The following is a 24,148-nucleotide window of genomic DNA, read 5'->3' as shown; positions in this document are numbered from 1 at the left end:
ATCCCGCGCCTGCGTGCAGAACGCCGCCGCCCCTGCCCGAAAGGAGAGACATGCCCACCACGCTTGAGACGCTGGAGAGACGCCGCGCCGAGGCGAAGCTGGGCGGGGGCGGCAAGCGTATCGACGCGCAGCACGCCAAAGGGCGGCTGACCGCGCGCGAGCGGCTGGAGATCCTGCTTGACGAAGGCAGCTTCGAGGAACTCGACATGTTCGTCGAGCACAACTGCACCGAGTTCGGAATGGAGGAGCAGCACTTCGCCGGCGACGGCGTGGTGACGGGATCGGGCACGGTCAACGGCCGTCTCGTGTTCGTGTTCAGCCAGGATTTCACCGTGTTCGGCGGCTCGCTTTCCGAGCGGCACGCGCAGAAGATCTGCAAGATCATGGACATGGCGATGAAGGTCGGCGCGCCCGTGATCGGCCTCAACGATTCGGGCGGCGCCCGCATCCAGGAGGGCGTCGCCTCTCTCGGTGGCTATGCCGAGGTGTTTCAGCGCAACGTCAATGCCAGCGGTGTGGTGCCGCAGCTCAGCCTCGTCATGGGGCCGTGCGCGGGAGGCGCAGTCTACTCGCCGGCGATGACCGACTTCATCTTCATGGTGAAGGACTCGTCCTACATGTTCGTCACCGGCCCCGACGTGGTGAAGACCGTCACCAACGAGGTTGTGACCCAGGAGGATCTCGGCGGCGCCTCGGCGCACACCGCCAAGTCCGGCGTCGCGGACGTGGCCTTCGACAACGACGTCGACGCGCTGCTCGCGGCGCGCGACTTCATCGACTTCCTGCCCGCCGACAACCGCTCGGGCGTGCCGTGCCGGCCCACCGACGATCCCTGGGATCGCCTCGAGGAGAGCCTCGACACGCTGATCCCGGCATCCACCAACATCCCCTACGACATGCACGAGCTGATCCGCAAAGTATTGGACGAGGGCGATTTCTTCGAGCTTCAGCCGGCCTATGCGGGCAACATCCTCACCGGCTTCGGCCGTATCGAGGGCCGCACGGTGGGCATCGTCGCCAACCAGCCGACCGTGCTTGCCGGCGTGCTCGACATCTCCTCGTCGCGAAAAGCCGCGCGCTTCGTGCGCTTCTGCGACGCCTTCGAGATCCCCATCGTCACCTTCGTCGACGTGCCCGGCTTCCTGCCCGGCACGGCGCAGGAGCATGGCGGCATCATCAAGCACGGCGCCAAGCTGCTGTTCGCCTATGCCGAGGCGACGGTGCCCAAGATCACGGTCATCACGCGCAAGGCCTATGGCGGCGCCTACGACGTCATGGCGTCCAAGCACCTGCGCGGCGATCTGAACTACGCCTGGCCCACCGCCGAGATCGCGGTGATGGGGGCCAAAGGCGCGGTGGAGATCATCTTCCGCAAGGACATCGGCGATCCGGAGAAGATCGCGTCGCGAACCGCCGAGTATGAGGCGCGGTTCGCCAACCCGTTCGTGGCGGCGTCGATGGGCTTCATCGACGAGATCATCATGCCGCATTCGACACGAAAGAGGATCGCCCTGGGCCTGCGGAAGCTCCGCAACAAGACCCTCGAAAACCCGTGGAAGAAGCACGATAACATCCCGCTGTAACGCGGTCCGCTTCCTCGCGGCGCACAAGGATATCCTCGCATGGCCAGCAATCCCGATCCCACCGTCATCCTCTCTTACGCGCGGACGCCGATGGGCAGCTTCATGGGCGCGCTCGCCGACGCCTCCGCCGTCGATCTCGGCGCCACCGCCATCCGCGCCGCCGTAGAGCGTGCCGGCGTCTCGCCCGACAGCGTCGATCGCGTCTACATGGGCTGCGTGCTGCCGGGCGGCCTCGGCCAGGCGCCGGCGCGTCAGGCGGCAATCTACGGAGGCCTGCCGCAATCGACCGAGGCCGTCACCGTCAACAAGATGTGCGGATCGGGCATGATGACGGCGATGATGGCGTCGGACGCGATCGCCGCCGGCTCCGCCGACATCGTAGTGGCGGGCGGCATGGAGAGCATGACCAACGCGCCCTTCCTGATGAAGAAGCACCGCGCCGGCGCCCGCATCGGCCACGACACCGTTTACGATCACATGATGCTGGACGGGCTGGAGGATGCCTACGAGCCCGGACGTGCGATGGGCACTTTCGCCGAGGATACCGCGCGCGAATACCAGTTCACGCGCCAGGCACAGGACGACTACGCGATCAACTCGCTCAATCGTGCGCAGGAGGCGCAGAAGTCCGGCGCGTTCGACGACGAGATCGTGGCCGTGACCGTCAAGACGCGCAAGGGCGAGGTGCAGATCGACAAGGACGAGCAACCCGCCAAGGGCGACATCGCCAAGATCCCGACGCTCAAGGCCGCGTTCGCCAAGGAAGGCACGATCACCGCCGCCAACGCTTCGTCCATCTCGGACGGCGCCGCCGCGATCGTGATGACGCGCAAGTCCACAGCCGACGAGCGGGGGTTGAGCCCCGTCGCGACGGTCGTCGCCCACGCCGCGCACGCCCGCGCGCCAGCACAGTTCACCACCGCCCCCGTCGGCGCGATCCAGGAGGTGCTGAGAAAGGCGGGCTGGAGCATCGACGACGTCGAGCTGTTCGAGGTGAACGAGGCGTTCGCCTGCGTGGCGATGGTGGCGATGCACGATCTCGGCATTCCGCACGACAGGATCAACGTCCACGGCGGCGCCACCGCGCTCGGCCATCCGATCGGCGCCAGCGGAGCGCGGCTGATCGCCACGCTGATCGGCGCGCTCAAGGCCAAGGGCAAGACGCGCGGCGTGGCCTCGCTGTGCATCGGCGGCGGCGAGGCGACCGCGATGGCGATCGAGCTCGCCGCATGAGCGCTCAGGCGATCGGGCGCTTGAACCACGTCGGCATCGCGGTGCCGTCGATCGAGGCCGGGCTCAAGGTCTATCGCGACCTGCTCGGCGGGCGCGTGACCAGGGAGCCTTTCGATCTGCCGGCGCAGGGCGTGCGTGCTTGCTTCGTCGACACGCCCAATTGTCAGGTCGAGCTGATAGAGCCGCTCGGCGCGGAGTCGCCGATCGCGAAATTCATCGAGAAGAATGCGGCGGGCGGGCAGCACCATGTCTGCTTCGAGGTGGCGGACATCCACGCCGCCAAGGCCGATTTCGAGGGCAGAGGCGTGCGCGTGCTCGGCGAGCCGCGTATCGGAGCCCACGGCACGCTGGTGTTCTTCCTGCATCCAAAGGACATGGGCGGCACCCTGATCGAGATCATGGAAACGCCGGAGGGCGCGCACTGACATGACCATCGAATTCAACACTGGCGAAGATACCGGCGCGGCGCCCAAGCCGCGCGACTTGCCCGAGCCCTCAGCGCGCCCGACGATGGAGAAGTGGGAAGCCGCCTCGGTCAAAGAGGTCAAGGCCAAGGATCTCACCTGGCATACGCCCGAAGGCATTGCCGTCAAGCCGTTGTATACCGAGGCCGATCTCGCCGGCTGGGATCCCGGACTGCCCGGCTTTGCGCCGTTCACGCGCGGAGTGCGCGCGTCGATGTACGCAGGTCGCCCGTGGACGATCCGGCAATATGCCGGCTTCTCCACCGCCGAGGAATCCAACGCCTTCTACCGCCGCAATCTTGCCGCTGGGCAGAAGGGCCTGTCGGTGGCCTTCGATCTCGCGACGCACCGCGGCTACGACAGCGACCATCCGCGCGTGACCGGCGACGTCGGCAAGGCGGGCGTGGCGATCGACACCGTCGAGGACATGAAGATCCTGTTCGACGGCATCCCGCTCGACAAGATGTCGGTGTCGATGACGATGAACGGCGCGGTGATCCCGATCCTCGCCTTCTTCATCGTCGCGGGCGAGGAACAGGGCGTTCCTCAGGCGCTGCTCGACGGGACCATCCAGAACGACATCCTCAAGGAGTTCATGGTCCGCAACACCTACATCTACCCGCCCGAGCCGAGCATGCGGATCATCTCGGACATCTTCGGCTTCACCTCCGCCAACATGCCGAAGTTCAACAGCATCTCCATCTCCGGCTACCATATGCAGGAAGCCGGCGCGACGCAGCTCCAAGAGCTCGCCTTCACGATCGCCGACGGGGCCGAGTATGTGAAGTACGGCGTCGCTTCCGGCCTCGACATCGACAAGTTCGCGGGTCGCCTGAGCTTCTTCTTCGCGATCGGCATGAACTTCTTCATGGAGGTCGCCAAGCTCCGCGCCGCGCGCGTGCTGTGGCACCGCGTGATGACCAAGCTCGGCGCCAAGGACGAGCGCTCCAAGATGCTGCGCACCCACTGCCAGACGTCGGGCGTGTCGCTGACCGAGCAGGATCCGTACAACAACGTCATGCGCACCACGATCGAGGCGATGGCGGCGATGCTGGGCGGCACCCAGAGCCTCCACACCAACGCGCTGGACGAAGCCATTGCGCTGCCCACCGATTTCTCCGCTCGCATCGCGCGCAACACGCAGATCGTGATCCAGGAGGAGACCGGCATGTGCAATGTCGTCGATCCGCTGGGCGGCAGCTACTACGTCGAGAGCCTGACAAAGCAGCTCGTCGACGGCGCGTGGGAGATCATCGAGAAGGTCGAGGCGGAAGGCGGCATGGCCAAGGCGGTGGCCGCCGGCTGGCCCAAGGCGATGATCGAGGAGGCGTCGGCCGCGCGCGCGGCGCGTGTCGACAAGGGCGAGGACGTGATCGTCGGCGTCAACAAGTACCGGCTGGCGAGCGAGGACGCGATCGATATCCTTGACGTCGACAACCACAAGGTCCGCGCCGGCCAGATCGCGCGCATCGAGCGGGTGAAGGCGGCGCGAGACGAGGGGGCATGCCGGGCGGCGCTCGACGCGCTACGCGAGGGCGCGCGGGGCAAGGAGAACCTGCTCGGCCTCGCCGTCGAAGCGGCGCGCAAGCGCGCGACATTGGGTGAGATTTCATCCGCGATGGAGGATGTGTTCGGCCGCTACGGCACTACGCCGACTCCGGTGAAGGGCATCTACGGCGGCGCCTATGGCGAGGACGCGCGCTGGGCGGCGCTGAAGCGTGGCGTGGAGGCGGTGGCCGCGCGCAAGGGCCGGCGCCCGCGCATGTTCGTCGCCAAGATGGGCCAGGACGGCCATGATCGCGGTGCCAATCTCGTCTCGTCCGCCTTCGGGGACCTCGGCTTCGAGGTGGTGGCGGGGCCGCTGTTCCAAACGCCGGGCGAGGCGGTGGACATGGCGCTTGCCGAGGACGTCGACGTGGTCGGCGCCTCCTCGCTCGCGGCCGGGCACAAGACGCTGATCCCCGAGATGATCGACCTGCTGCGCGAGGCGGGCCGCGCCGACATCAAGGTGGTGGCGGGCGGCGTCATCCCCGCGCAGGATTATCAAGCGCTCTACGATGCCGGCGTGCAGGCGATCTTCGGGCCGGGCACCAACCTGGTAAAGGCCGCGGAGGAGGTGCTGCGCCTGCTCGGCCACAATATGCCGCCGGCAGAGGAGGCCGCCTGATGCACGCACCGCTCAAGCGCTGGTCCAAGGCGGAGATCGCCGCGCTGTTCGATCTGCCCTTCCTCGATCTCGTTGCCCGCGCGCACGAGGTGCATCGCGCGAACTTCCCCACCAATGCGGTGCAGCTCTCCACCCTGCTGTCGATCAAGACCGGCGGGTGCGCGGAGGATTGCGGCTACTGCTCGCAGTCCGCGCACCACGAGACGGGGCTCAAGGCGTCCAAGCTGATGGATGCCGACACCGTGCTCGCCGCCGCGCGCGAGGCGAAGGCGGGCGGATCGGGTCGCTTTTGCATGGGGGCGGCGTGGCGTAGCCCCAAGGAGCGCGACATGCCCGCGCTTACCGCCATGGTGCGCGAGGTCAAGGCGCTCGGCCTCGAGACCTGCATGACGCTGGGCATGCTGAGCGACGATCAGGCGGGACAGCTCGCCGACGCGGGGCTCGATTACTACAACCACAATATCGATACGTCGCCCGAGAAATATGGCGAGCTCATCACCACCCGCACGTTCGAGGATCGGCTCGATACGCTCGATCGGGTGCGGAATGCCGGCATCTCCGTGTGTTGCGGTGGCATCCTCGGCATGGGTGAGAGCCGCGAGGATCGCGTGTCCTTCCTCCACGCGCTCGCCGCGATGCCGACGCCGCCGGAGAGCGTGCCGCTGAACGCGTTGGTGCCGATCGCCGGCACGCCGCTCGCCGAAATCCTGAAAGACGTGCCCACCGCGCGCATCGACGACGTCGAGTTCGTGCGCACGGTCGCGGTCGCGCGGATCACCATGCCCGCCAGCATGGTGCGACTGTCGGCGGGGCGCGAGAGCATGGGCGACACGACGCAGGCGCTGTGCTTCATGGCGGGCGCCAACTCGATCTTCACGGGCGATCGCCTGCTCACCACCGGCAACGCGGGCGAGGATCGCGACGCTGCGCTCTTCGCGAAGCTCGGTCTCACCCCGATGCGGGTGCAGGCGGAGGCGGCGCCCTCGTGCTGCTGATCGCGATGCTGCTGGCGGCGAGCGGCGATGCCCGTTGCTCGTCGATCGAGACGGCCGATCTGATCGCCTGCGCGGATGCCGACTATCGGCGCGCCGACGCCTCGCTCAACGCGGCGTATCGCGCGGCGATGGCGAAGGCGCGGGCGGCGGACGGCAGCGTGCCCGCGTCCGCGCGCGCCGAGAATGACGGCACGAGCTACCCGCAGGCGCTCCTTTCGTCGCAGCGTACGTGGCTCGCCTATCGCGACGCCGAGTGTGCGCAGCAGGTGTGGGCGAATGCGGGCGGGCGTGAGCGCCCGATCTACAAGTTCGGCTGCCTGGCCACGCTTAGCCAGGCGCGCACCAAGCAACTTCGCGACGACTTTTCCCAGGGGCACTGATGTTCGACAAGATCCTGATCGCCAATCGCGGCGAGATCGCCTGCCGCGTGATCCGCACCGCGCAGCGCATGGGCATCAAGACGGTGGCGGTCTACTCCGACGCCGATGCGCTCGCGCCGCACGTGAAGATGGCGGACGAGGCGGTGCGCATCGGCCCGCCGCCGGCATCCGAGAGCTACCTGCTCGCAGACGTGATCGTGGAGGCCTGCAAGGCCACGGGGGCGCAGGCGGTGCATCCCGGCTACGGCTTCCTGTCCGAGCGTGAATCCTTCGCAAAGCTGCTGGCGGAGAACGATATCGCCTTCATCGGCCCGCCGGCGAACGCGATCGCCGCGATGGGCGACAAGATCGAGTCGAAGAAGCTCGCCAAGCAGGCCGGCGTCAACGTCGTGCCCGGCTTCCTGGGTGAGATCGCCACCACTGACGACGCCGTCCGCATCGCGGGCGAGATCGGCTACCCGGTGATGATGAAGGCCAGCGCCGGCGGCGGCGGCAAGGGGATGCGGCTCGCCTGGTCCGAGCAGGACGTGCGCGACGGCTTCGAGGCGACGAAGCGCGAGGGGCTGGCGAGCTTCGGCGACGACCGCGTGTTCATCGAGAAGTTCATCGAGAGCCCGCGCCATATCGAAATCCAGGTGCTAGGCGATCAGCACGGCACGATCCTGTATCTCGGCGAGCGCGAATGCTCGATCCAGCGCCGCCACCAGAAGGTGATCGAGGAGGCGCCGTCGCCCTTCGTCACGCCCGAGATGCGCCGTGCGATGGGCGAGCAGGCGGTCGCGCTGGCGCGCGCCGTCGGCTACTACAGCGCCGGCACCGTCGAGCTGATCGTCTCGGGCGCGGACAAGACGGGGCAGGGCTTCTACTTCCTGGAGATGAACACGCGGCTTCAGGTCGAGCATCCCGTCACGGAGGAGACTACCGGGCTCGACCTCGTCGAGCAGATGATCCGCGTGGCGGCGGGCGAGAAGCTGGCCTTCGGGCAGGGCGACGTGAAGCTCGATGGCTGGTCGATCGAGAGCCGCGTCTACGCCGAGGATCCCTATCGCAACTTCCTGCCCTCTACCGGGCGGCTCACGCGCTACAAGCCGCCGGTCGCCAGTCGGACGGCCACTGAGGTGGTGCGGATCGACACCGGCGTCGCGGATGGCGGCGAGGTGTCGATCTTCTACGATCCGATGATCGCCAAGCTGGTGACGCACGCCGCCACGCGCGAGGAGGCGATCGACCTCCAAGCCGCAGCGATCGACCGCTACGCGATCGAGGGTGTGGGCACGAACCTCGATTTCCTCTCGGCGCTGATGCAGCACCCGCGTTTCCGTGGCGGCGAGATCACCACCGGGTTCATCGCCGAGGAATATCCGGAGGGCTTCACCGGCGCCGCCGAGAAGCCCGAGACGGTGCGTGCGGTGGCCGCCGTTGCCGCCGCGATCGCGCAGGCCGACCAACGCCGCGCGACGCACATCGACGGCCAGCTCGGCGAGCCACAGGAGCCCGCCGATCGCTGGACCGTTCGTATCGACGGCGCCGAGCACGAGGTGCTGCTGGAGACGGACAGCGCCACGGTGGACGGCGAGAGCCTGACGCTGGCGCTCGGCTACCGTCCCGGCGCGGTGGAGGTGGAGGCCGAGATCGGCGGCGAGCCGATCGCGCTACGCATAGCCCGCAAGCGTGGCACCATGCGCATCACCACCGCCGGCCGCACGCGCACGGTGCAGGCGATGCACCCCAACATCGCGGCGCTGCGCCGCCACATGATCGAGAAGCCGGCACCCGACATGTCTCGCTTCCTCGTCTCGCCGATGCCGGGGCTGCTTACCCGCCTCATGGTGAAGCAGGGCGACAAGGTGGAGGCCGGCCAGCCGCTCGCTACCGTCGAGGCGATGAAGATGGAGAACATGCTCCGTGCCGAGAAGGCGGCGACCGTCGCCAAGGTGGCGGCGGACGTGGGCGGCAGCCTGGCGATCGACCAAGTGATCCTGGAATTCGAGTGAGACGTGGTGGCGCCGTCATAAACCCGCGTTAAGGTCGCGCCGATGCCCCGCACCATTCACCTGATCGCCGCCGCGCGCCCTAATTTCATGAAGGTGGCGCCGCTGTGGCACGCGCTCGCCGCCGATCCCGGCTTCACGCCGGTGCTGATCCACACCGGTCAGCATTACGATCCCAACATGTCCGACGCGATCTTCGCCGACCTGTCGCTGCCCGCGCCCGATCATCATCTCGGCGTCGGATCGGGCAGCCACGCCGAGCAGACCGGCCGCGTGATGATCGCCTACGAGGCGCTGGCGCAGGCTGAGCGGCCGGACGCACTGGTGGTGGTGGGCGACGTCAACTCCACGCTGGCCTGCGCGCTGGTCGGCGCCAAGCTGCGCGTCCCCGTCTTTCACCTCGAGGCGGGCCTGCGCTCACGCGACCGCGACATGCCCGAGGAGATCAACCGGCTCGCCACCGACGCGATCGCCGACGTGCTGTGGACGCCGTCCCCCGACGCCGACGAGAACCTGCTGGCGGAGGGTGTCGCGCCCGAGCGAGTCACCAACGTCGGCAACATCATGCTTGATTCTTACGAACTCGTCCGTCCGGCCATCGAGGGCGCCGCCGAGCCCGCCGCGTTGGGCTTGCCCCAACGCTACGGCGTCATCACGCTGCACCGCCCGTCAAACGTCGACGATCCGATGGCGCTGGGGGCGCTGGTGGCGACGCTCAGCGTCGTCAACGCGCGGCTGCCACTGGTCTTCCCGGTGCATCCGCGCACGCGCCAGCGGCTGGCGGCGGCGCGGCTGGAGGCGCGACTGGAACAGCATGGTGTCCGCCTTACCGATCCGCTGCCCTACATCCGTTTTATGAGCCTCGTCGCAGGTGCCGCCGCCGTTATCACCGATTCAGGCGGGATCCAGGAGGAGACCACCTATCTTGGCATTCCGTGCCTCACGCTACGTGAGAATACCGAGCGGCCGATCACCGTCAGCGACGGCACCAACCGGCTGGTGAACGCGCGGAGCCTCGTGGGCGCGCTGGACGAGGCGCTGGCGACGCCACCCTCGCGTCGGCCGCGCCCCCCATTATGGGACGGGCGCGCCGCGTCGCGCTGCGTCGACGATCTTAGGGAGCGGCTCGGATGAGCGACGAGGTGCGGACGCTTGTGGAGGGGCGCGCCGGTCGGTTGCGGCTGGATAGGCCGCGCGCGATCCACGCGCTGACCGAAGGCATGTGCACCGCGATGATCGCGGCGTTGCAGGATTGGCGCGGCCGCGACGAAGTCGAGATCGTGCTGGTCGATCATGCCGAAGGGCGCGGCTTCTGCGCGGGCGGCGACGTCGTCGAAGCGTCGCGCGACGCCCAAGTCGCGCGCAGCTTCTTCCACGAGGAGTATCGCCTCAACCACCTGATGTTCACCTACGCCAAGCCGATCGTCGCGTTCATGGACGGTGTGACGATGGGCGGCGGCGTCGGCATCGCGCTGCCCGCAAGGTGGCGCGTCGCGACCGAGAACACCCTGTTTGCGATGCCAGAGACCGGCATCGGCCTGTTCCCCGACGTCGGCGGCGGATGGTATCTCTCGCGTCTGCCCGGCGCGATGGGCGAGTATCTGGCGCTCACCGGCGCGCGGTTGGACGGGGCGGAGTGCCTCGCGCTCGGCCTCGCCACTCATTACGTTCCCGCGACCCGGCTCGACGGGCTGAAGGCCGCGCTGGCGGCGGAGCCGCGCGGGGCCGAGCGCCTGCTCGACGAGGCCGCGGTGCCGCCGCCGCCCGCTGCCGTGCTCGATCATGCCGCGGACATCGATCGGCTGTTCGCTCACGCCACGCTGGAGCAGGTGATCGAGGCGCTTGAGGCCGACGGTGCGGGGTGGGCCGAGGCGACGCTGAAGACGTTGCGCCGCAAATCGCCGCAATCATGCAAGGTGTCGCTGAGGCTGGTGCTCGACGCGCGCGACCGGATCGACTTCGCCGACGAGATGCGCGCCGAGTACGGCATCGCCGTCCACGTCTGCCAGCGACCCGACTTCGAGGAGGGCGTGCGGGCGTTGCTGGTCGATCGCGACAACCGGCCGAGATGGGACCCGGCCACGCCCGATGGCGTGACCGAACACGTGATCGACAGGATCTTCGCGCCGCTCGGCGACGACGAGGATTGGACTCCGCTCTCGCGCTGAGCGGGTGACGCGGCGGGAGCGCGGGCCTAGGGTGGGCCGTAATGCCCAAGCCCAGCCCCGCCGGCCTGCCCGGCCGCGACCAGATCCTTCGCTTCATCGTGGAGAGCGGCCAGCCCGCGGGCAAACGCGAGATCGCGCGCGCCTTCGGCCTGCACGGGCACGAGAAAATCCTCTTGAAGGCGCTGCTCAAGGACATGGCCGACGAGGGGCTGATCGACGCAGGCCCCGGGCGCGCCTTCCACAAGATGGGCGGCGTGCCCAAGGTAACGGTGCTGCGGATCGTCGATGTCGACGGCGACCAGCCCATCGCGGTGCCCGAGCGTTGGGAGGCGGAAGGCGTGCCGCCGCCGCGCCTGCGCGTCGTCGAGCGCGGGCGAAGGCAGTCCGCGCTCGGCGTCGGCGATCGCATCCTGGCGCGGACCGAGGAGGCGGGGCGCGGCTGGCTCGCGCATCCCTTGAAGACGCTGGCGCGCGGCGAGGAGCTGGTGCTCGGCGTGCTCCACGAGGAAGGCGGCGCGATGTGGCTGAAGCCGGTCGACAAGCGCGAGCGGCGCGACCTGCCGGTCTCCGACGCGGGCGGGGCGGGGCCGGGCGATCTCGTGCTCGCCGAGAAGACCGGCCGCCCGCCACGCATCACCGCGCGCGTGAGCGAGCGGCTGGGCGATCCCTTCGCGCCGCGCAGCTTTAGCCTCATCGCCATCCACAAGTTCGGCATCCCCGACATCTTTTCCGATGCGGTGCTGGAGGAGGCGGAGGAGAGCGCGCGCCGGCATCTGGGCGAGGGGCGGGAGGATCTGCGCCAGCTGCCGATCGTCGCCATCGATCCGGCGGACGCGCGCGATCACGACGATGCGATCTGGGCGGCGCCCGACGACGATCCCGCCAACGCCGGCGGCTGGCGCGCCATCGTCGCGATCGCCGATGTCGCCTTCTACGTGCGGCCGGGCGGCGATCTCGATCGGGAGGCGCGGCGGCGCGGCAATTCCGTCTACTTCCCCGATCGCGTCGTGCCGATGCTGCCCGAGATCCTCTCCGCCGACGTCTGCTCGCTGGGCGAGGGAGCGGATCGCGCGGCGCTCGCCTGCCATCTCACCATCGCGGCGGACGGTGCGATGCGCGGCTTCCGCTTCTCGCGCGCGGTTGTCCGCATCGCCGAGGTGATCACCTACGAGGACGCGCAGGCTCGCCATGACGCCGGCGGCGATGCGGTGCTGGAGCCGCTGTGGGGGTGTTGGCAGGCGCTCGCCGCCGCGCGGGCGCGGCGCGAGCCGCTGGAGCTCGACCTGCCCGAGCGCCGCGTCGTGCTCGACGAGAAGGGCCGCATCGCTACCGTCGCGCCCAGGGAGCGGCTCGACGCGCATCGCGTCGTCGAGGATTTCATGATCGCGGCCAACGTCGCCGCCGCGCGCGCGCTGGAGAAGCGGCAGGCCCCCGTCATGTACCGCATCCACGAGGCGCCAAGCCGCGAGAAGATGGTCGCGCTCAAGGATTATCTCGCCACCTTCGACCTGCCGCTGGCGCTGGGACAAGTGGTGCGGCCCAAGCTGTTCAACCGTATTCTCGACCAAGTCGGCGATCGGTCCGAGAAGCAGGAGATCATGGAGCAGGTGCTCCGCTCGCAGATGCAGGCGGTCTACGCACCGGCCAACATCGGCCATTTCGGCCTCGCGCTCGGAAGCTACGCGCATTTCACCTCGCCGATCCGGCGCTACGCCGACCTCCTCGTCCACCGCGCACTGGTCGGCGCCTACGCGCTCGCGCCGGACGTCGAAGCGACGCGGCTGCCGGCGGCGGACGCCGAGCGCTTCGAGGAGCTGGCCACCCGGATCAGCGCCGCTGAGCGTCGTGCGATGGAGGCGGAGCGCGAGACCGTAGACCGCTATGTCGCCGCCTATCTCTCCACCCGTGTCGGCGAGCTCGTAGAGGCGCGGATCACCGGCGTGCAGCGCTTCGGCTTCTTCGCCACGGTGGATGGGCTGGGCGGCGACGGGCTGGTGCCCGTCTCGACCCTGGGCGCCGAACGCTTCCGGCACGACGAGGCCTCGCGTGCGCTGGTGGGGGAGGAGAGCGGCGACCGCTACGCCGTCGGCCAGCGGCTGACGCTGCGTCTCGTCGAGGCCAATGTCGCGAGCGGCGCGCTCCGCTTCGAGCTGCCGGAGGGCGTCAACCACATGCCCGTCCAGGGCCGCCGCGACCGTCGGCCCGCCGGACGGCGAGGGCGGCCCGCCAACATCCGGCACCAGGGACGGCGTTAGCTCTCCCTTCCCGATCGGCGATCGGGTAACGCGTTCGCCATGTCCCTCGACGCCTCTCGCCAGCGCACCGCGCGCCTCGTGCTCACGCTGGCGCTCGCCGCGCTCGGCGTGTGGATCATCCAGGGTTTCCTGCCGTCGCTCGTCTGGGCGGGCGTCATCGCCATCGCCATCGCGCCGGCCTATGCGCGGATCGAGCGGCGCTGGCCGCACCTGAAGCGCGGCGCGCTGCTGCCGATGCTCGCTACCACGATCGTCGCTCTCGTGGTCTTGGGCCCGGTCGCGCTCGGCGCCTATCGCGCGGCGGCGGAGGCGCAGGACGTGGTGCGCTTCATCGCCGGCGCGCGCGACAACGGCGTGCCGGTGCCGGCGTGGATGTTCCAGCTTCCGCTCGGATCGAAGCCGGCGGTGGCGTGGTGGCAGGCGCATCTCGCCACGCCCGAGGCTACGCGCGCCGAACTCGCGCGCTTCGACAACGCCTATCTGCTGCGCCACAGCCAGATCGTGGGGAAAGGACTGCTCCACCGCTCGATCGTGTTCGCCTTCACGCTCGTCAGCCTGTTCTTCGTGCTGCGTGACGGCGATACGCTGGTCAGCCAGATGCGCCGCGCCGGCACCGCCTTGTTCGGGCCACGCGCCGATCGCATCGGCCATCAGGTCGTCCACTCGGTGCGCGGCACGATCGACGGCCTAGTGCTCGTCGGCATCGGCGAGGGGGCGGTGATGGTCGTCGCCTACGTGGCGCTGGGCGTGCCGCACCCAATCCTGCTCGGCGCGGTGACGGCGATCGCGGCGATGATCCCCTTCGGCGCCGCCGTCGCCTTCGCCATCGCCGCCTTCCTGCTGCTTACCGCCAACGCGGTGACGGGCGCGATCCTGATTCTGGTGATCGGCTTCGCGGTGGTGGGCGTCGCCGACCATCTCGTGCGTCCGGTGCTGATCGGGGGCGCGACCCGGCTGCCCTTCCTGTGGGTGCTGGTCGGCATCCTCGGCGGGGTCGAGACGCTGGGGCTGCTCGGGCTATTCGTCGGACCCGCCACGATGGCGGTGCTGGTGATGCTGTGGCGCGAGCTGGTGGAGCGCGAGGCGCCGGAGCTAGGCGCTCCGGCTCGCGACCCAACGATCGACCACGCCCGGTAGCAGCGACAGCGGCACGCCGCCGGTCTCGACGAGCGCGTCGTCGAAGCCGGCAAGATCGAACTTCGGTCCGAGCGCCGCCTGCGCCCGCGCGCGGAGACGCAGGATCTCGTTGTGCCCGGTCTTGTACCCGCACGCCTGACCCGGCGCTACGCAGTAACGATCGGTCTCGCTGGTCATCGCCGCCTCGCCCTTGCCGGTCTGCTCGACGAGGAAACGTACGGACTGTTCGCGCGACCAGCCCATCGCGTGCAGCCCGGTGTCGGCGACCAACCGGCACGCGCGGAACTGCTGCGCCTGGAAATAGCCGAGCCGGCCGAACGGATCGTCCGCGTAGAGGCCGAGCTCGTCGACGAGCTGCTCGGCGTAGAGCGCCCATCCTTCGACGAAGGCGTTGAAGCCGAGCAGCGAGACGATCACCGGCACGCCCGGAGTCTCGGCGATGTACGCGCCCTGCCAGGTATGGCCGGGCACGCCCTCGTGCGCGGTCAGCGTCGAGAGCTGGTATCTGGGCCACAGCTCGGTCGACTTCAGGTTGACGTAGTAGATCGCCGGCCGCTTCCCGTCGCGCGAGGCGAAGTTCATGTAGCCGAGAGCCGCGCCGTCCTGGATGTCGGGCGGCACGCGCTTGGCGGAGACGGGCGCCTTCAGCGGCAGGTGCGAGATCCTGGGCAGCAGCGGCCGGATCGCGGCGATGCGGCCGTTGATGTAGGCGAGGAGATCGGCGCGGCCCTGATCGGTATCGGGGAAGACGAAGCGCGGATCCTTGTTGAGCGCGACGGTGCGCTGGCCGACGCTACCTTGCGTCATGCCCTGCGCCTTTAGGATCGCGTCCATCTTGGCCAGCAGTTCGGCATTCTGCGCGAGCCCGATGCTGTGCACCTCTTGCGGGCTCTGCTCCGTGGTGGTGCCGAGGCGCAGCGCCCAGCGATAATAGGCTTCCCCCTCGGGCAGGCGCTGGACGCCGGCCGCGGAGCTGGCCCGAGCGGTGGCGGCGAGGGCCGCGATCTGGCGATCGAGAGCGGGATAGATGTCGCGCTCGACGATCGCGGTGCAGCGCGACGCCCAGTCGCCCGCCACGCCGGCCTGACCGGCCTTCCGGACCAGCGCCTCGACGATTCCCTGCTGGGACGCCTGCTTCGCGCGGAACTCGCGCAGGATGCCGAGCGCGTTCGTGGCGACGAAGGCGGGCGGCGCCACGCCCTTGGCCGCGTCCGCCGAGATCCGCACACTCTCCTGGTCGAGCACGCGGCCGATCGCCGAGACGCGCGAGAGGTAGGCGTCCGCGTCGGCCTTGCTCGCGATCGGGTGCTGCGAGTTGAGAAACTCGGGATAGTAGGTGATCGCGCCGTTCTGCTGCGTCACGACATAGGGGGTGGCGCCGCCGCGGAAGCCGTCGGGCGCGCCGCCGCCATAGCCGAACGCTGCGCCCTCGATCGATCGGTCGCAGGCGTAAGCGAGTGCCTCGCGATGGATGGAGGCGTCGCCGCCCGGTCGGGCCAGCTCGGCCTTCAGCGAGCGGGCGAGGGTGGCCGATTGCGCAAGGCCCGACTCCGAGACGTCGGGCAGCCGGGCGCGCAGGCCGGCCTCAGCGCCGACGTCGAGGCCATTGCCGGTGGCGTCGTCGGGGCGAAGCCGGAGCAGCGCATCGGCGGCCCGGCCGAGCAGCGGATCGCGCGCGGGCGGCGGCGCGGCACGCAGCACGGACGGAAGCGCGGAGACGAGTGCGGAGCCGGCGACGCCCGCGAGGAGCGCGCGCCTGTCGATGTCGGGAAAGCTGTTCATCTCGCCACGCTACGCCCGCCGTCCGCGCCGGGCAACAGGCGCGGCGTCAGGCGAGCATCTCCTTCAGCGGCACCGACGCATCGGCCAGCCGCTCCGGCGGTAGCGTGGCGCCGCCCTCGACGAGCTTCTTGCCCTGGACATAGTCCTTGGTGGCGTTGACGCAGTCGAGCGCCACGACGCGACCCTCCTTCAGGTACACGACCGAGAAGGAGCGCGTGCCCGTATCCCCGCGCAGCACCGCCTGATCGTGGCCGACCGAAAGGCCGATCGTCTGCAGGCGGAGGTCGTACTGGTTCGACCAGAACCACGGTACCGCGTGATAGCGTTCGGCGTCCCCGGTGATCGCCTTGGCCACGCACGTCGCCATGTCGTTGGCGTTCTGCACGCTCTCCAGCCGGATCGGCATGCCTTCGGCGAAATCATTGGCGTGCATCGCGCAGTCGCCGATCGCCCAGACATGGGGCAGCGACGTCTTGCCATGCTCGTCCACCGATACGCCGTTGCCGCCGCGCGCGCCCGCCGCCAGCAGCGGCTCCACCGCGGGCACGATGCCGATGCCGACGATCACCATCTCGCTGGGGATGACCTCGCCGCCCGCGAGCCGCACGCCGACCGCACGACCGTTCGCCTCGTCGATGCAATCGACCTGCGTCGACAGGCGCAGGTCGACGCCGTGGGCGCGATGCTCGGCCTCGTAGAAGCGCGACAGCGGCTCGCCCGCCACGCGCGCGAGCACGCGATCCAGCGCCTCCAGCACCGTCACCTGCTTGCCGAGCTTGGCGAGCACGGCGGCCGCCTCCAGCCCGATATAGCCGCCGCCGATGACGCAGACGCGCCGCGTCGTGGCAAGTTCGCCCATCATCCGATCGACGTCGGCGCGGCTGCGCACCGAGTGGACGCCGATCAGGCTATGGCCCGAGCAGCTGAGCCGGCGCGCGTGGCCGCCTGCCGCCCAGATGAGCTCGCCGTAGCCGATGGTGGCGCCGTCCTCGGTCGCGAGCGTCCGCGCCCCGACATCGATTGCCGTCGCGCGCCGGCCGGTGAGCATGGCCACCTCGCGCTCCGCCCAGAAGGCGGCGGGGCGGATCAGGATGCGCTCGAAGCCCTTGTCGCCCGACAGATAATCCTTGGAGAGCGGCGGGCGCTCGTAGGGGATCTCGGGCTCCTCGCCGATGACGGCGATCGTGCCTTCGAACTTGCGCTGGCGAAGCGCGATCGCGGCCTGCGCGCCGCCATGCCCCGCACCGACGATGACGATGTCGTACCGCTCGCTCATGCCTCTCCCCGCGTCTGCGGCCGGACCCTAGCCGCGCACCTTCGCCAGTCAATCGCGCGGGCGTTGCGCCAAGTCCGCCTCTGGGGCAGGCTGTCCTGCTCCGGGGGACACGGGAGCATCATCATGCGTCGGCGCACCTTCCTGGCATCCATCCCGGCGGCGGCGATCGCACCCCGGCTCGACGCGCAGGCGGGCGCGCCGGGTGCCCCCGCGCCGAAGGGGCCAGGGCAGGGCGGCGCGCCGCAGCCCGCGACGGCGGGCCAGGCGCCGTTGCCCGGCCGATGGGAGGCGGGGCAGGAGCGTTTCCTCCGTCCCGACGTCCACGCGGGCGACCGCCCGGTGGGCGCGAGCTTCGCCTCCCGCACCGCCGTTTACGGCCTGCACGGCGCGTGCGGCACCGCGCACCCGCTGGCGACGCAGGCGGGGATCGCGATCCTGCGGGCGGGCGGATCGGCCGTCGACGCCGCCATCGCGATCAACGCCTGCCTGGGCTTCCTCGAGCCGACATCGAGCGGCATCGGCGGCGACTGCTACGCGATGCTGTGGGATCCCGGTAAGGCGAAGGTGGTCGGCCTCGCCGGCTCGGGCGCGAGCCCGCGCGCGCTGACGCTGCAGACGGCGCGATCCCGCGCCAAGAACGGCGCGCTGCCGCCGCTCGGCGCGGTGTCGGTATCGGTGCCGGGCGCGGTCGACGGCTGGTGGACGCTGCACGAGCGCTATGGCCGGCTGCCATGGAAGGCGCTGTTCGAGCCGGCGATCGCGCTGGCGGAGGAGGGCGCGCCGGTGCCCGACATCATCGCCTACTATATCCGCCGCAACCTCGCCGCCTTCCTGCGCCCGCAAGCGGGTGTCGAGGAGACCGCCAACGCGATCCGCACCTATGGCCTCGCGGATGGCAAGGGGCCGGCGCGGGGCACGGTGTTCCGCAACCCGGATCTCGCGCGCACCTACCGCATGATTGCCGACGGCGGTCGCGACGCCTTCTACGAGGGCGCCGTCGCGCGAGCGATCGACGCCTACTTCAAGCGGATCGGCGGCTGGCTGAGCGCGGGCGACCTGGCGGCGCACCGCAGCGAGTGGGTGGAGCCGCATGCGACAGACTATCGCGGCACCACGGTCCACGCGCTCGGCGCCAACACGCAGGGCATCGCCACGCTGCAGATGCTCAACATGCTCGAGCGATTCGATCTGGGCGGCGCGGGCTTCCAGTCGCCGCTATCCGTCCACCTTCAGGTCGAGGCCAAGCGCCTCGCCTACGAGGATCGCGCCCGCTACTATGCCGACCCTCACTTCTCCAAGGTGCCCGTGGAGTGGTTGATCTCCAAGAACTATGCCGCCGAACGCGCGAAGCTGATCCGGCCCGATCGCATTCTGACGCCGGTCCATCCCGGCCAGGCGCCGAGCCACGGCGACACCACCTACTTCACCGCCGCGGACGCGTCAGGCATGATGGTGTCCTTCATCCAATCGAACTTTCGCGGCATGGGTTCGGGGCTTGTCGCGGACGGCCTCGGCTTCATGTTCCAGGATCGCGGCCAGCTCTTCAGCCTGAAGGATGGCCACCCCAACATCTACGCGCCCGGCAAGCGGCCTTTCCAGACGATCATCCCCGGCTTCGCGACTCGCGGCGGGCAGCCGTGGATGAGCTTCGGCGTGATGGGGGGCGACATGCAGCCGCAGGGGCAGACGCAGATCGTCGTCAACACGGTCGATTACGGGTTGGAGATCCAGTCCGCCGGCGATGCCCCACGCTGGCACCACGAGGGCTCGTCGCAGTCGATGGGCGAGGACGCGCCCGGCTTGCCCGCCAACGGGTTGCTGCGGCTGGAGAGCGGCGTGCCGGCCGCGACGCGCGAAGCGCTGCGCCGCATCGGCTGGACGATCGGCGATCCCGACGGCGGCTTCGGCCGCTACGAGTGCATCGAGCGCCGTACGGATGGCGCGGCTCGGGTCTATGCGGCGGCGAGCGAGATGCGCGCAGACGGCTGCGCGCTGGCCTACTGATGCCTTAGCCGCCGATGGTGGCGATCAGGCCGTCGAGCTTGCCGCGTGCGGCGTCGGTGTAGCTCGGCCGAGCGGATGGTGCGGTCGCGGCGAGACGAGGCTTCTCCCGCCCGGCGGCGAGCGCGCGGCGGCGCGCCGCGGCGGTCTCCAGCAGTTCGCTGTCGTCGGTGGCGAACTGGTCGGCCGACGCGGCGGTGAGGGCGAGCGGTGCTCGCCAACGGTCGAGCTCGGGAAGGCGGCTGCGGATCGCGTAATCCTGGCCGAGTCTGCGCATGTCGGCCTGCCGCGCGCGCGTCTGCTCGTCCAGCCGCGACATCTCCGCTCGCGCCGCCGCGACGCGGAGAGACATGAGATAGCCGCCGACGCCCAGAATCGCGAACAGCGCGGCCGCGACCAGCACCGCGATCACCGCCAGCCCCTGACCCATCGGCGGCACTGTCGCACCCCGGCGCGGACCCATCGACTTCATGCGCCTTATTCCTTCGGAAATCCGACGCGAGGCCTGGAGCCTCGGCCAAGCCGAGGCGCGCCGGAGATAACCTCCATGTCTTTCTACCGTCTTTCATCGGTCCGAGAAAGCGTCCGCAAGCCGGAGCGCTTGCGGATCGCGCTCGCCGTGCCAGACATCGGCGATGAGGAAGGAAGGCTCTCGCTTCGCGCTTGGCGACATCGATCGCCGCGCGATGCTGGCGCTGCCGCTCGCTGCCGCGATCCCCGCCTGCGCGCGGCGTCGCGGCGCACTCACCATCTGGGCGATGAGCACGGAGGGCGAGAACCTGCCCGTGCTGACCCACGGCTTCAAGCACGAGACGGGCATTGCGGTGGACGTCGAGCCGGTGCCGTGGACGGCGGGGCACGAGAAGCTGCTCACGGCGTTTGCGGGCGGATCGCTGCCCGACGTGATGATGCTGTCGGCGCCGTGGGTGGCCGAGTTCGCGATGATCGGCGCGATCGCGCCGGTGCCGGCGAAAGCGCGGCACCTGCTCGACGATCAGTTTCCCGGCGTGCTGGCGCAGGTGCGGATCGGCGGACGCGACCGGGTTGTGCCGTGGACGATTGGCCCGCAGGTGCAGTTCTACCGGCGCGACCTGCTCGCCGAGGTCGGCCACGCCGCGCCGCCGGCGGACTGGGCGGGATGGAAGCGGATGGGCCACGCCATCAAGGCCCGCCACCCCGATCGCTACGCCGCGCTGATGATGCTCAACTGGCCCGAGCACCTGTTCAGCTTCGCGAGCCAGATGCCCGACCGGCCGCTGCGCGATCGAGATACGCGCGGAAACTTCTCCAGCGCCGGCTTTCGGGAAGCGCTGGGCTTCTACAAGTCGATCTTCGACGAGAAGCTGGCGCCGGCGGTGCTCTCCACCGAAATCGGCGATCAGTATGTCCTGTTCGCCCAAGGCTGGTTCGCGATCCTGCCCGGCGCGCCCTATACAGTCGGCGATCTGCGGCGGCGCGCGGCGATGATCCCCGAGGCGCGGTGGGCGACGGCGCCGATACCCGGACCCGGCGGGCTCGCGCCGGGCGTGATCGGCGTGAACAGCCTCGCGGTCTCGTCCACGTCGCGCGATCCCGTGCGCGCCTGGGCGCTGATCGCCTATCTATGCCGGCCGGACGTGCAGGAGCGCTTTCACGCGCTGATCGGCGACCTGCCGTCGCGGCCGAGCGCGTGGACGCGGCCCGGCCTCGCGAACGACACCACCGTCGCCGCCTTCCGGACCCAGGTCGAACGGCTGTCGCCGCAGCCCGCCATCCCCGAGTGGCAGCATGTGATGGACGAGGTGCAGCTCGTCGCCGAGCGCATGGTGCGCGGCCAGCTTACCGTCGCCGCCGCCGCCGCCGAGATGGACCGTCGCGCCGACCTGATCCTCGCCAAGCGGCGCTGGCTGATCGACAAAGGGCGGATCGCGTGACGCGGCAGGAACGCGCCGGATGGTCTTTCGCCGGGCCGGTGCTCGCCGTCGTGATCGCGGTGCTGCTGGTGCCGGCTGCGTGCGCCTTCGCGCTCAGCCTCAGCGACTTCGACGTCTACGCGCTCGCCAGCGTCGCCAACCTGCGCTTCATCGGCCTGACCAACTACGCCGCGCTGTTCGCCGATCCGGCGTTCGGGCGCGCCGTGCTCAACACGACGCTGTTCGCGCTGATCGGTGTGCCCGCTGCGATCGGCGCGTCGCTTGGCGCGGCGCTGCTGCTGTCTTCGGCGACGCTCAGGTGGAAGCCGCTATGGCGGGTGCTGCTCTTCGCGCCCTACGTGACGACGCTCGTCGCCGCCGCGACCGTGTGGCGCGCGGTGTTGGACAGTCGCCACGGGCTGCTCAACGCCGTGCTCCACGCGATCGGGCTGCCGGCTGTGGACTGGCTCGGCGATCCGCGCGCCAGCCTGCCCGCGATCCTGATCTTCGTGGTGTGGAAGCTGTTCGGCTACAACATGGTGGTATTCACCGCGGCACTCGCCGCCGTGCCCGACGAGCTGCGCGACGCCGCCCGGCTGGATGGCGCGGGCCGCTGGCGCCGCCTGCGCCACGTCACGCTGCCGGCGATCGGCCCGGTGCTGCTGCTCGCCACGGTGCTCAGCGTCGCGGGCTTCGTGCAGATTTTCGATGAGCCCTACATCATGACGCACGGCGGCCCGGCAGGCAGCACCGTCACGCTCATGTACTTCCTGTTCGAGCAGGGCTTCGCGTGGTGGAATCTGGGGCTCGCCTCGTCGGTGGCGGTGCTGCTGTTCGGCGCCACGCTCGCGTTCACCACCGTGCAGGTGCGGCTGGGGCGAGACTGGACGTGAGGACAGTGTCGGCAATTGGCGCGCGCACCCTGCTGCTCCACCTCTTCGTCGCGGCGCTGGCGATCGCCACGATCGCCCCGCTCGCCTGGATGGTGGCGGCCTCGTTCATGCCCAAGGGCAGCGCGGATCAGGCACCGCCGCCGCTGTGGCCCGCGCATCCCACGCTCGCCAACTATCGCGAGCTGCTACTCGGCCACCCGGTTGGCCCCGTGCTGCTCGACTACCGGATCGCACCGGCGTTCCTGAACAGCCTTGCGCTGGCGCTGCTCGCCACGGCGGTCGGCACGGCGCTGACGGTGCCGGCGGGCTATGCCTTCGCCAAACTGCGCTTTCGGGGACGCGAGCGACTGTTCCGGCTGCTGCTCGCCGCCGCCGTCGTGCCGGGGCAGGTGGCGATGCTGCCGCTGTTCCTGATGCTGCGACAGGCGGGGCTGGTGAACAGCTATGCGGGCGTATTGGCGCCCGGGCTGGCGGGTATCGCCGCGACCTTGCTCGTGCGCCAGGCGGCGCTGGCCATCCCCGACGAGATGCTCGATGCGGCGCGGCTCGACGGGGCGGGAGAGTTCGCGATCTTCGCGCGCATCGCGCTGCCGCTGCTGTCGCCGGTGGCGGCGACCGTGGCGCTGCTGGCCTTCCTGGCGAGCTGGAGCGACTTCCTGTGGCCGCTCATCATGCTGACCGATCGCGAGAGCTATACGCTGCCGGTGGCGCTCGCCGCGATCACGCGCGAGCATGGCGGCGATACCGAGCTGATGATGGCGGGCGCGGTGGTGACGACGCTGCCGGTGCTGATCCTGTTCCTCGCGCTCCAGCGCGCCTATCTGCGCGGCATCCTCGGTGGCGGCATCAAGGGATGAGGCGCGGATAGGCGCGGCCGGCGGCGTCGAACAGGTGCAGGTCGCAAGGCCGCGCCGAGAAGCGCAGCGTCTCGCCCAACGTCACCGTGCTGTCGCCAGGAAGCTGCGCGACCAAAGTCGCGTCGCGCCCGCCGACATGCGCGAAGGACAGCGGCCCCAGCCGCTCGAACAGCTCGACGGGGCCGGCGAAGGGGCCGCGCGCGTCGATCGCGAGATGCTCGGGCCGGACGCCGAGCGTCGCGGGTGCGCCGGCATCCGCCGCCGGTACGCACGCCTCCGTCGCGATCTCCTCATCGCCGAAGCGCACGCGGCTGCCAGGGCCGGTGCTCGCGATCGTGACCGGCAGCAGGTTGATCGCGGGCGAGCCGATCGCGCGCGCCACGTCGACGGTCGCGGGCGCGGCGTAGAGCGCCATCGGCGCGCCGACCTGCTCGATCCGCCCCGCCGCCATCACGGCGATGCGGTTGGCCAGCGTCATCGCCTCCAGCTGATCGTGCGTAACGTAGATCATCGTCGCGCCGAGCCGCTGGTGCAGCCGCGCGATGACGTGCCGCATCCGCACGCGTAAGCCGGCGTCGAGGTTGGAGAGCGGCTCGTCGAGCAGCAGCACGGCCGGCTCGCGCGCGATCGCGCGGCCGATCGACACGCGTTGGCGCTGCCCGCCCGACAACGCCTTCGGGCGTCGCGCGAGGAGTTCCCGAAGCTCCAGCAGCGCCGCCACCTCCGCCACCCGCTCGGCGATGCGCACGCGCGGCCAACGCGCGGCGCGGAGCGGAAAGGCGATGTTCTCGGCGACCGACAGATGCGGGTAGAGCGCATAGGACTGGAACACCATCGCGAGCCCGCGCTCCGCCGGCGCGCGTTCAGTCACGTCGCGGCCACTGATGGTGACGCGGCCCGCATCGGGCACTTCCAGCCCGGCGATCAGCCGCAGCAGCGTCGACTTGCCGCAGCCCGACGCGCCGACGATCACCAGCAGCTCGCCCGCCGCCACATCGAGGTCGGTCGGGTGGAGAACGGGGTTCGCGCCGTAGCGCTTGGCAAGCCCCGTGACCGTGACGCCGCTCATCCGGA

Annotated in this window: 19 protein-coding genes; 15 read left to right on the top strand and 4 right to left on the bottom strand. The window is 69.9% G+C overall.

Features of this window, described 5'->3' with window-relative positions; all coding sequences use genetic code 11:
* The first annotated feature begins 50 nt into the window (after positions 1-50).
* The 11 genes from ACOFKX_RS16610 to ACOFKX_RS16560 all read left to right on the top strand — a co-directional run bounded on the left by ACOFKX_RS16610 (position 51) and on the right by ACOFKX_RS16560 (position 14,373).
* The gene (locus ACOFKX_RS16610) at positions 51-1,583 is read left to right on the top strand and encodes an acyl-CoA carboxylase subunit beta (RefSeq protein ID WP_419828159.1); all 1,533 of its coding nucleotides are present in this window, start codon (positions 51-53) and stop codon (positions 1,581-1,583) included.
* Positions 1,584-1,622: 39 nt separating this feature from the next.
* Positions 1,623-2,816 carry an acetyl-CoA C-acyltransferase gene (locus ACOFKX_RS16605; RefSeq protein ID WP_419828158.1) on the top strand — a complete coding sequence of 398 codons (1,194 nt, stop codon included), beginning with the start codon at positions 1,623-1,625 and terminating at the stop codon, positions 2,814-2,816.
* Entirely contained in the window at positions 2,813-3,241 is a 429-nt protein-coding gene (mce, locus tag ACOFKX_RS16600; RefSeq protein WP_419828157.1) for a methylmalonyl-CoA epimerase, read from the top strand. Before ACOFKX_RS16605 ends, mce begins: the two co-directional genes overlap by 4 nt.
* Positions 3,242-3,326: 85 nt before the next feature.
* The gene (gene scpA / locus ACOFKX_RS16595) at positions 3,327-5,447 is read left to right on the top strand and encodes a methylmalonyl-CoA mutase (RefSeq protein WP_419828297.1); all 2,121 of its coding nucleotides are present in this window, start codon (positions 3,327-3,329) and stop codon (positions 5,445-5,447) included.
* Positions 5,447-6,442, top strand: a complete 996-nt coding sequence (bioB, locus tag ACOFKX_RS16590; protein WP_419828156.1) for a biotin synthase BioB — start codon at positions 5,447-5,449, stop codon at positions 6,440-6,442. Before scpA ends, bioB begins: the two co-directional genes overlap by 1 nt.
* A complete protein-coding gene (locus tag ACOFKX_RS16585) occupies positions 6,433-6,822 on the top strand; it encodes a lysozyme inhibitor LprI family protein (protein WP_419828155.1) in 390 nt (129 codons plus the stop codon). Before bioB ends, ACOFKX_RS16585 begins: the two co-directional genes overlap by 10 nt.
* Positions 6,822-8,816, top strand: a complete 1,995-nt coding sequence (locus tag ACOFKX_RS16580; protein ID WP_419828154.1) for a biotin carboxylase N-terminal domain-containing protein — start codon at positions 6,822-6,824, stop codon at positions 8,814-8,816. Before ACOFKX_RS16585 ends, ACOFKX_RS16580 begins: the two co-directional genes overlap by 1 nt.
* A 42-nt stretch (positions 8,817-8,858) precedes the next feature.
* On the top strand, positions 8,859-9,947 hold the full coding sequence (gene wecB / locus ACOFKX_RS16575; RefSeq protein WP_419828153.1) for a non-hydrolyzing UDP-N-acetylglucosamine 2-epimerase: 1,089 nt from the start codon (positions 8,859-8,861) through the stop codon (positions 9,945-9,947).
* Positions 9,944-10,981, top strand: coding sequence for an enoyl-CoA hydratase/isomerase family protein (locus tag ACOFKX_RS16570; protein ID WP_419828152.1), 1,038 nt, complete (start codon positions 9,944-9,946; stop codon positions 10,979-10,981). The genes wecB and ACOFKX_RS16570 overlap by 4 nt, the downstream gene beginning before the upstream one ends.
* A 41-nt stretch (positions 10,982-11,022) precedes the next feature.
* Complete coding sequence (locus tag ACOFKX_RS16565; protein ID WP_419828151.1) at positions 11,023-13,236, top strand: ribonuclease R family protein; 2,214 nt, start codon at positions 11,023-11,025, stop codon at positions 13,234-13,236.
* A 39-nt stretch (positions 13,237-13,275) separates the two neighbouring features.
* Positions 13,276-14,373, top strand: coding sequence for an AI-2E family transporter (locus ACOFKX_RS16560; RefSeq protein ID WP_419828150.1), 1,098 nt, complete (start codon positions 13,276-13,278; stop codon positions 14,371-14,373).
* Here ACOFKX_RS16560 and ACOFKX_RS16555 read toward each other — a convergent pair.
* Together ACOFKX_RS16555 and ACOFKX_RS16550 are read right to left on the bottom strand one after the other, a co-directional pair.
* Positions 14,329-16,155 (bottom strand): DUF885 domain-containing protein, encoded by a 1,827-nt coding sequence (locus ACOFKX_RS16555; protein WP_419828149.1) that lies wholly within the window; start codon positions 16,153-16,155, stop codon positions 14,329-14,331. The genes ACOFKX_RS16560 and ACOFKX_RS16555 overlap by 45 nt on opposite strands.
* A gap of 46 nt (positions 16,156-16,201) precedes the next feature.
* Entirely contained in the window at positions 16,202-17,431 is a 1,230-nt protein-coding gene (locus ACOFKX_RS16550) for an NAD(P)/FAD-dependent oxidoreductase (RefSeq protein WP_419828148.1), read from the bottom strand.
* Positions 17,432-17,554: 123 nt separating this feature from the next.
* Here ACOFKX_RS16550 and ACOFKX_RS16545 point away from each other — a divergent pair, with 123 nt between their 5' ends.
* On the top strand, positions 17,555-19,435 hold the full coding sequence (locus ACOFKX_RS16545) for a gamma-glutamyltransferase family protein (RefSeq protein WP_419828147.1): 1,881 nt from the start codon (positions 17,555-17,557) through the stop codon (positions 19,433-19,435).
* A gap of 4 nt (positions 19,436-19,439) precedes the next feature.
* Here the strand turns inward: ACOFKX_RS16545 and ACOFKX_RS16540 are convergent, their stop codons facing one another.
* Entirely contained in the window at positions 19,440-19,904 is a 465-nt protein-coding gene (locus tag ACOFKX_RS16540) for a hypothetical protein (protein WP_419828146.1), read from the bottom strand.
* Between the two features lie 163 nt (positions 19,905-20,067).
* Here ACOFKX_RS16540 and ACOFKX_RS16535 point away from each other — a divergent pair, with 163 nt between their 5' ends.
* From ACOFKX_RS16535 to ACOFKX_RS16525, 3 genes are all read left to right on the top strand, one after another.
* Positions 20,068-21,345, top strand: coding sequence for an extracellular solute-binding protein (locus ACOFKX_RS16535; RefSeq protein ID WP_419828145.1), 1,278 nt, complete (start codon positions 20,068-20,070; stop codon positions 21,343-21,345).
* Positions 21,342-22,217 (top strand): carbohydrate ABC transporter permease, encoded by an 876-nt coding sequence (locus ACOFKX_RS16530; protein WP_419828144.1) that lies wholly within the window; start codon positions 21,342-21,344, stop codon positions 22,215-22,217. The genes ACOFKX_RS16535 and ACOFKX_RS16530 overlap by 4 nt, the downstream gene beginning before the upstream one ends.
* Before the next feature lie 89 nt (positions 22,218-22,306).
* Positions 22,307-23,074: a carbohydrate ABC transporter permease gene (locus ACOFKX_RS16525; RefSeq protein WP_419828296.1), complete on the top strand. Its 768-nt coding sequence runs from the start codon at positions 22,307-22,309 to the stop codon at positions 23,072-23,074.
* Here ACOFKX_RS16525 and ACOFKX_RS16520 read toward each other — a convergent pair.
* Positions 23,064-24,143 carry an ABC transporter ATP-binding protein gene (locus ACOFKX_RS16520; RefSeq protein ID WP_419828143.1) on the bottom strand — a complete coding sequence of 360 codons (1,080 nt, stop codon included), beginning with the start codon at positions 24,141-24,143 and terminating at the stop codon, positions 23,064-23,066. The two genes, ACOFKX_RS16525 and ACOFKX_RS16520, sit on opposite strands and share 11 nt — an antisense overlap.
* Between the last annotated feature and the right edge of the window lie 5 nt (positions 24,144-24,148).

The organism is Sphingomonas sp. (assembly GCF_965200105.1).
Classification (GTDB): Bacteria; Pseudomonadota; Alphaproteobacteria; order Sphingomonadales; family Sphingomonadaceae; genus Solisphingomonas.
The sequence above is the reverse complement of the archived record's forward strand: the minus strand, read 5'-3'. Positions and strand labels throughout refer to the sequence as shown.

Excerpts from the sequence above, each read along its gene's own strand:
- ACOFKX_RS16565 (WP_419828151.1), top strand. The coding sequence starts at position 11,023 with ATGCCCAAGCCCAGCCCCGCCGGCCTGCCCGGCCGCGACCAGATCCTT.
- ACOFKX_RS16525 (WP_419828296.1), top strand. The coding sequence starts at position 22,307 with ATGGTGGCGGCCTCGTTCATGCCCAAGGGCAGCGCGGATCAGGCACCG.
- ACOFKX_RS16605 (WP_419828158.1), top strand. The coding sequence starts at position 1,623 with ATGGCCAGCAATCCCGATCCCACCGTCATCCTCTCTTACGCGCGGACG.
- ACOFKX_RS16550 (WP_419828148.1), bottom strand. The coding sequence starts at position 17,431 with ATGAGCGAGCGGTACGACATCGTCATCGTCGGTGCGGGGCATGGCGGC.
- ACOFKX_RS16535 (WP_419828145.1), top strand. The coding sequence starts at position 20,068 with ATGAGGAAGGAAGGCTCTCGCTTCGCGCTTGGCGACATCGATCGCCGC.
- ACOFKX_RS16545 (WP_419828147.1), top strand. The coding sequence starts at position 17,555 with ATGCGTCGGCGCACCTTCCTGGCATCCATCCCGGCGGCGGCGATCGCA.
- ACOFKX_RS16580 (WP_419828154.1), top strand. The coding sequence starts at position 6,822 with ATGTTCGACAAGATCCTGATCGCCAATCGCGGCGAGATCGCCTGCCGC.
- mce (WP_419828157.1), top strand. The coding sequence starts at position 2,813 with ATGAGCGCTCAGGCGATCGGGCGCTTGAACCACGTCGGCATCGCGGTG.
- ACOFKX_RS16540 (WP_419828146.1), bottom strand. The coding sequence starts at position 19,904 with ATGAAGTCGATGGGTCCGCGCCGGGGTGCGACAGTGCCGCCGATGGGT.
- ACOFKX_RS16570 (WP_419828152.1), top strand. The coding sequence starts at position 9,944 with ATGAGCGACGAGGTGCGGACGCTTGTGGAGGGGCGCGCCGGTCGGTTG.
- scpA (WP_419828297.1), top strand. The coding sequence starts at position 3,327 with ATGGAGAAGTGGGAAGCCGCCTCGGTCAAAGAGGTCAAGGCCAAGGAT.
- bioB (WP_419828156.1), top strand. The coding sequence starts at position 5,447 with ATGCACGCACCGCTCAAGCGCTGGTCCAAGGCGGAGATCGCCGCGCTG.
- ACOFKX_RS16520 (WP_419828143.1), bottom strand. The coding sequence starts at position 24,143 with ATGAGCGGCGTCACGGTCACGGGGCTTGCCAAGCGCTACGGCGCGAAC.
- ACOFKX_RS16610 (WP_419828159.1), top strand. The coding sequence starts at position 51 with ATGCCCACCACGCTTGAGACGCTGGAGAGACGCCGCGCCGAGGCGAAG.
- ACOFKX_RS16555 (WP_419828149.1), bottom strand. The coding sequence starts at position 16,155 with ATGAACAGCTTTCCCGACATCGACAGGCGCGCGCTCCTCGCGGGCGTC.
- ACOFKX_RS16560 (WP_419828150.1), top strand. The coding sequence starts at position 13,276 with ATGTCCCTCGACGCCTCTCGCCAGCGCACCGCGCGCCTCGTGCTCACG.
- wecB (WP_419828153.1), top strand. The coding sequence starts at position 8,859 with ATGCCCCGCACCATTCACCTGATCGCCGCCGCGCGCCCTAATTTCATG.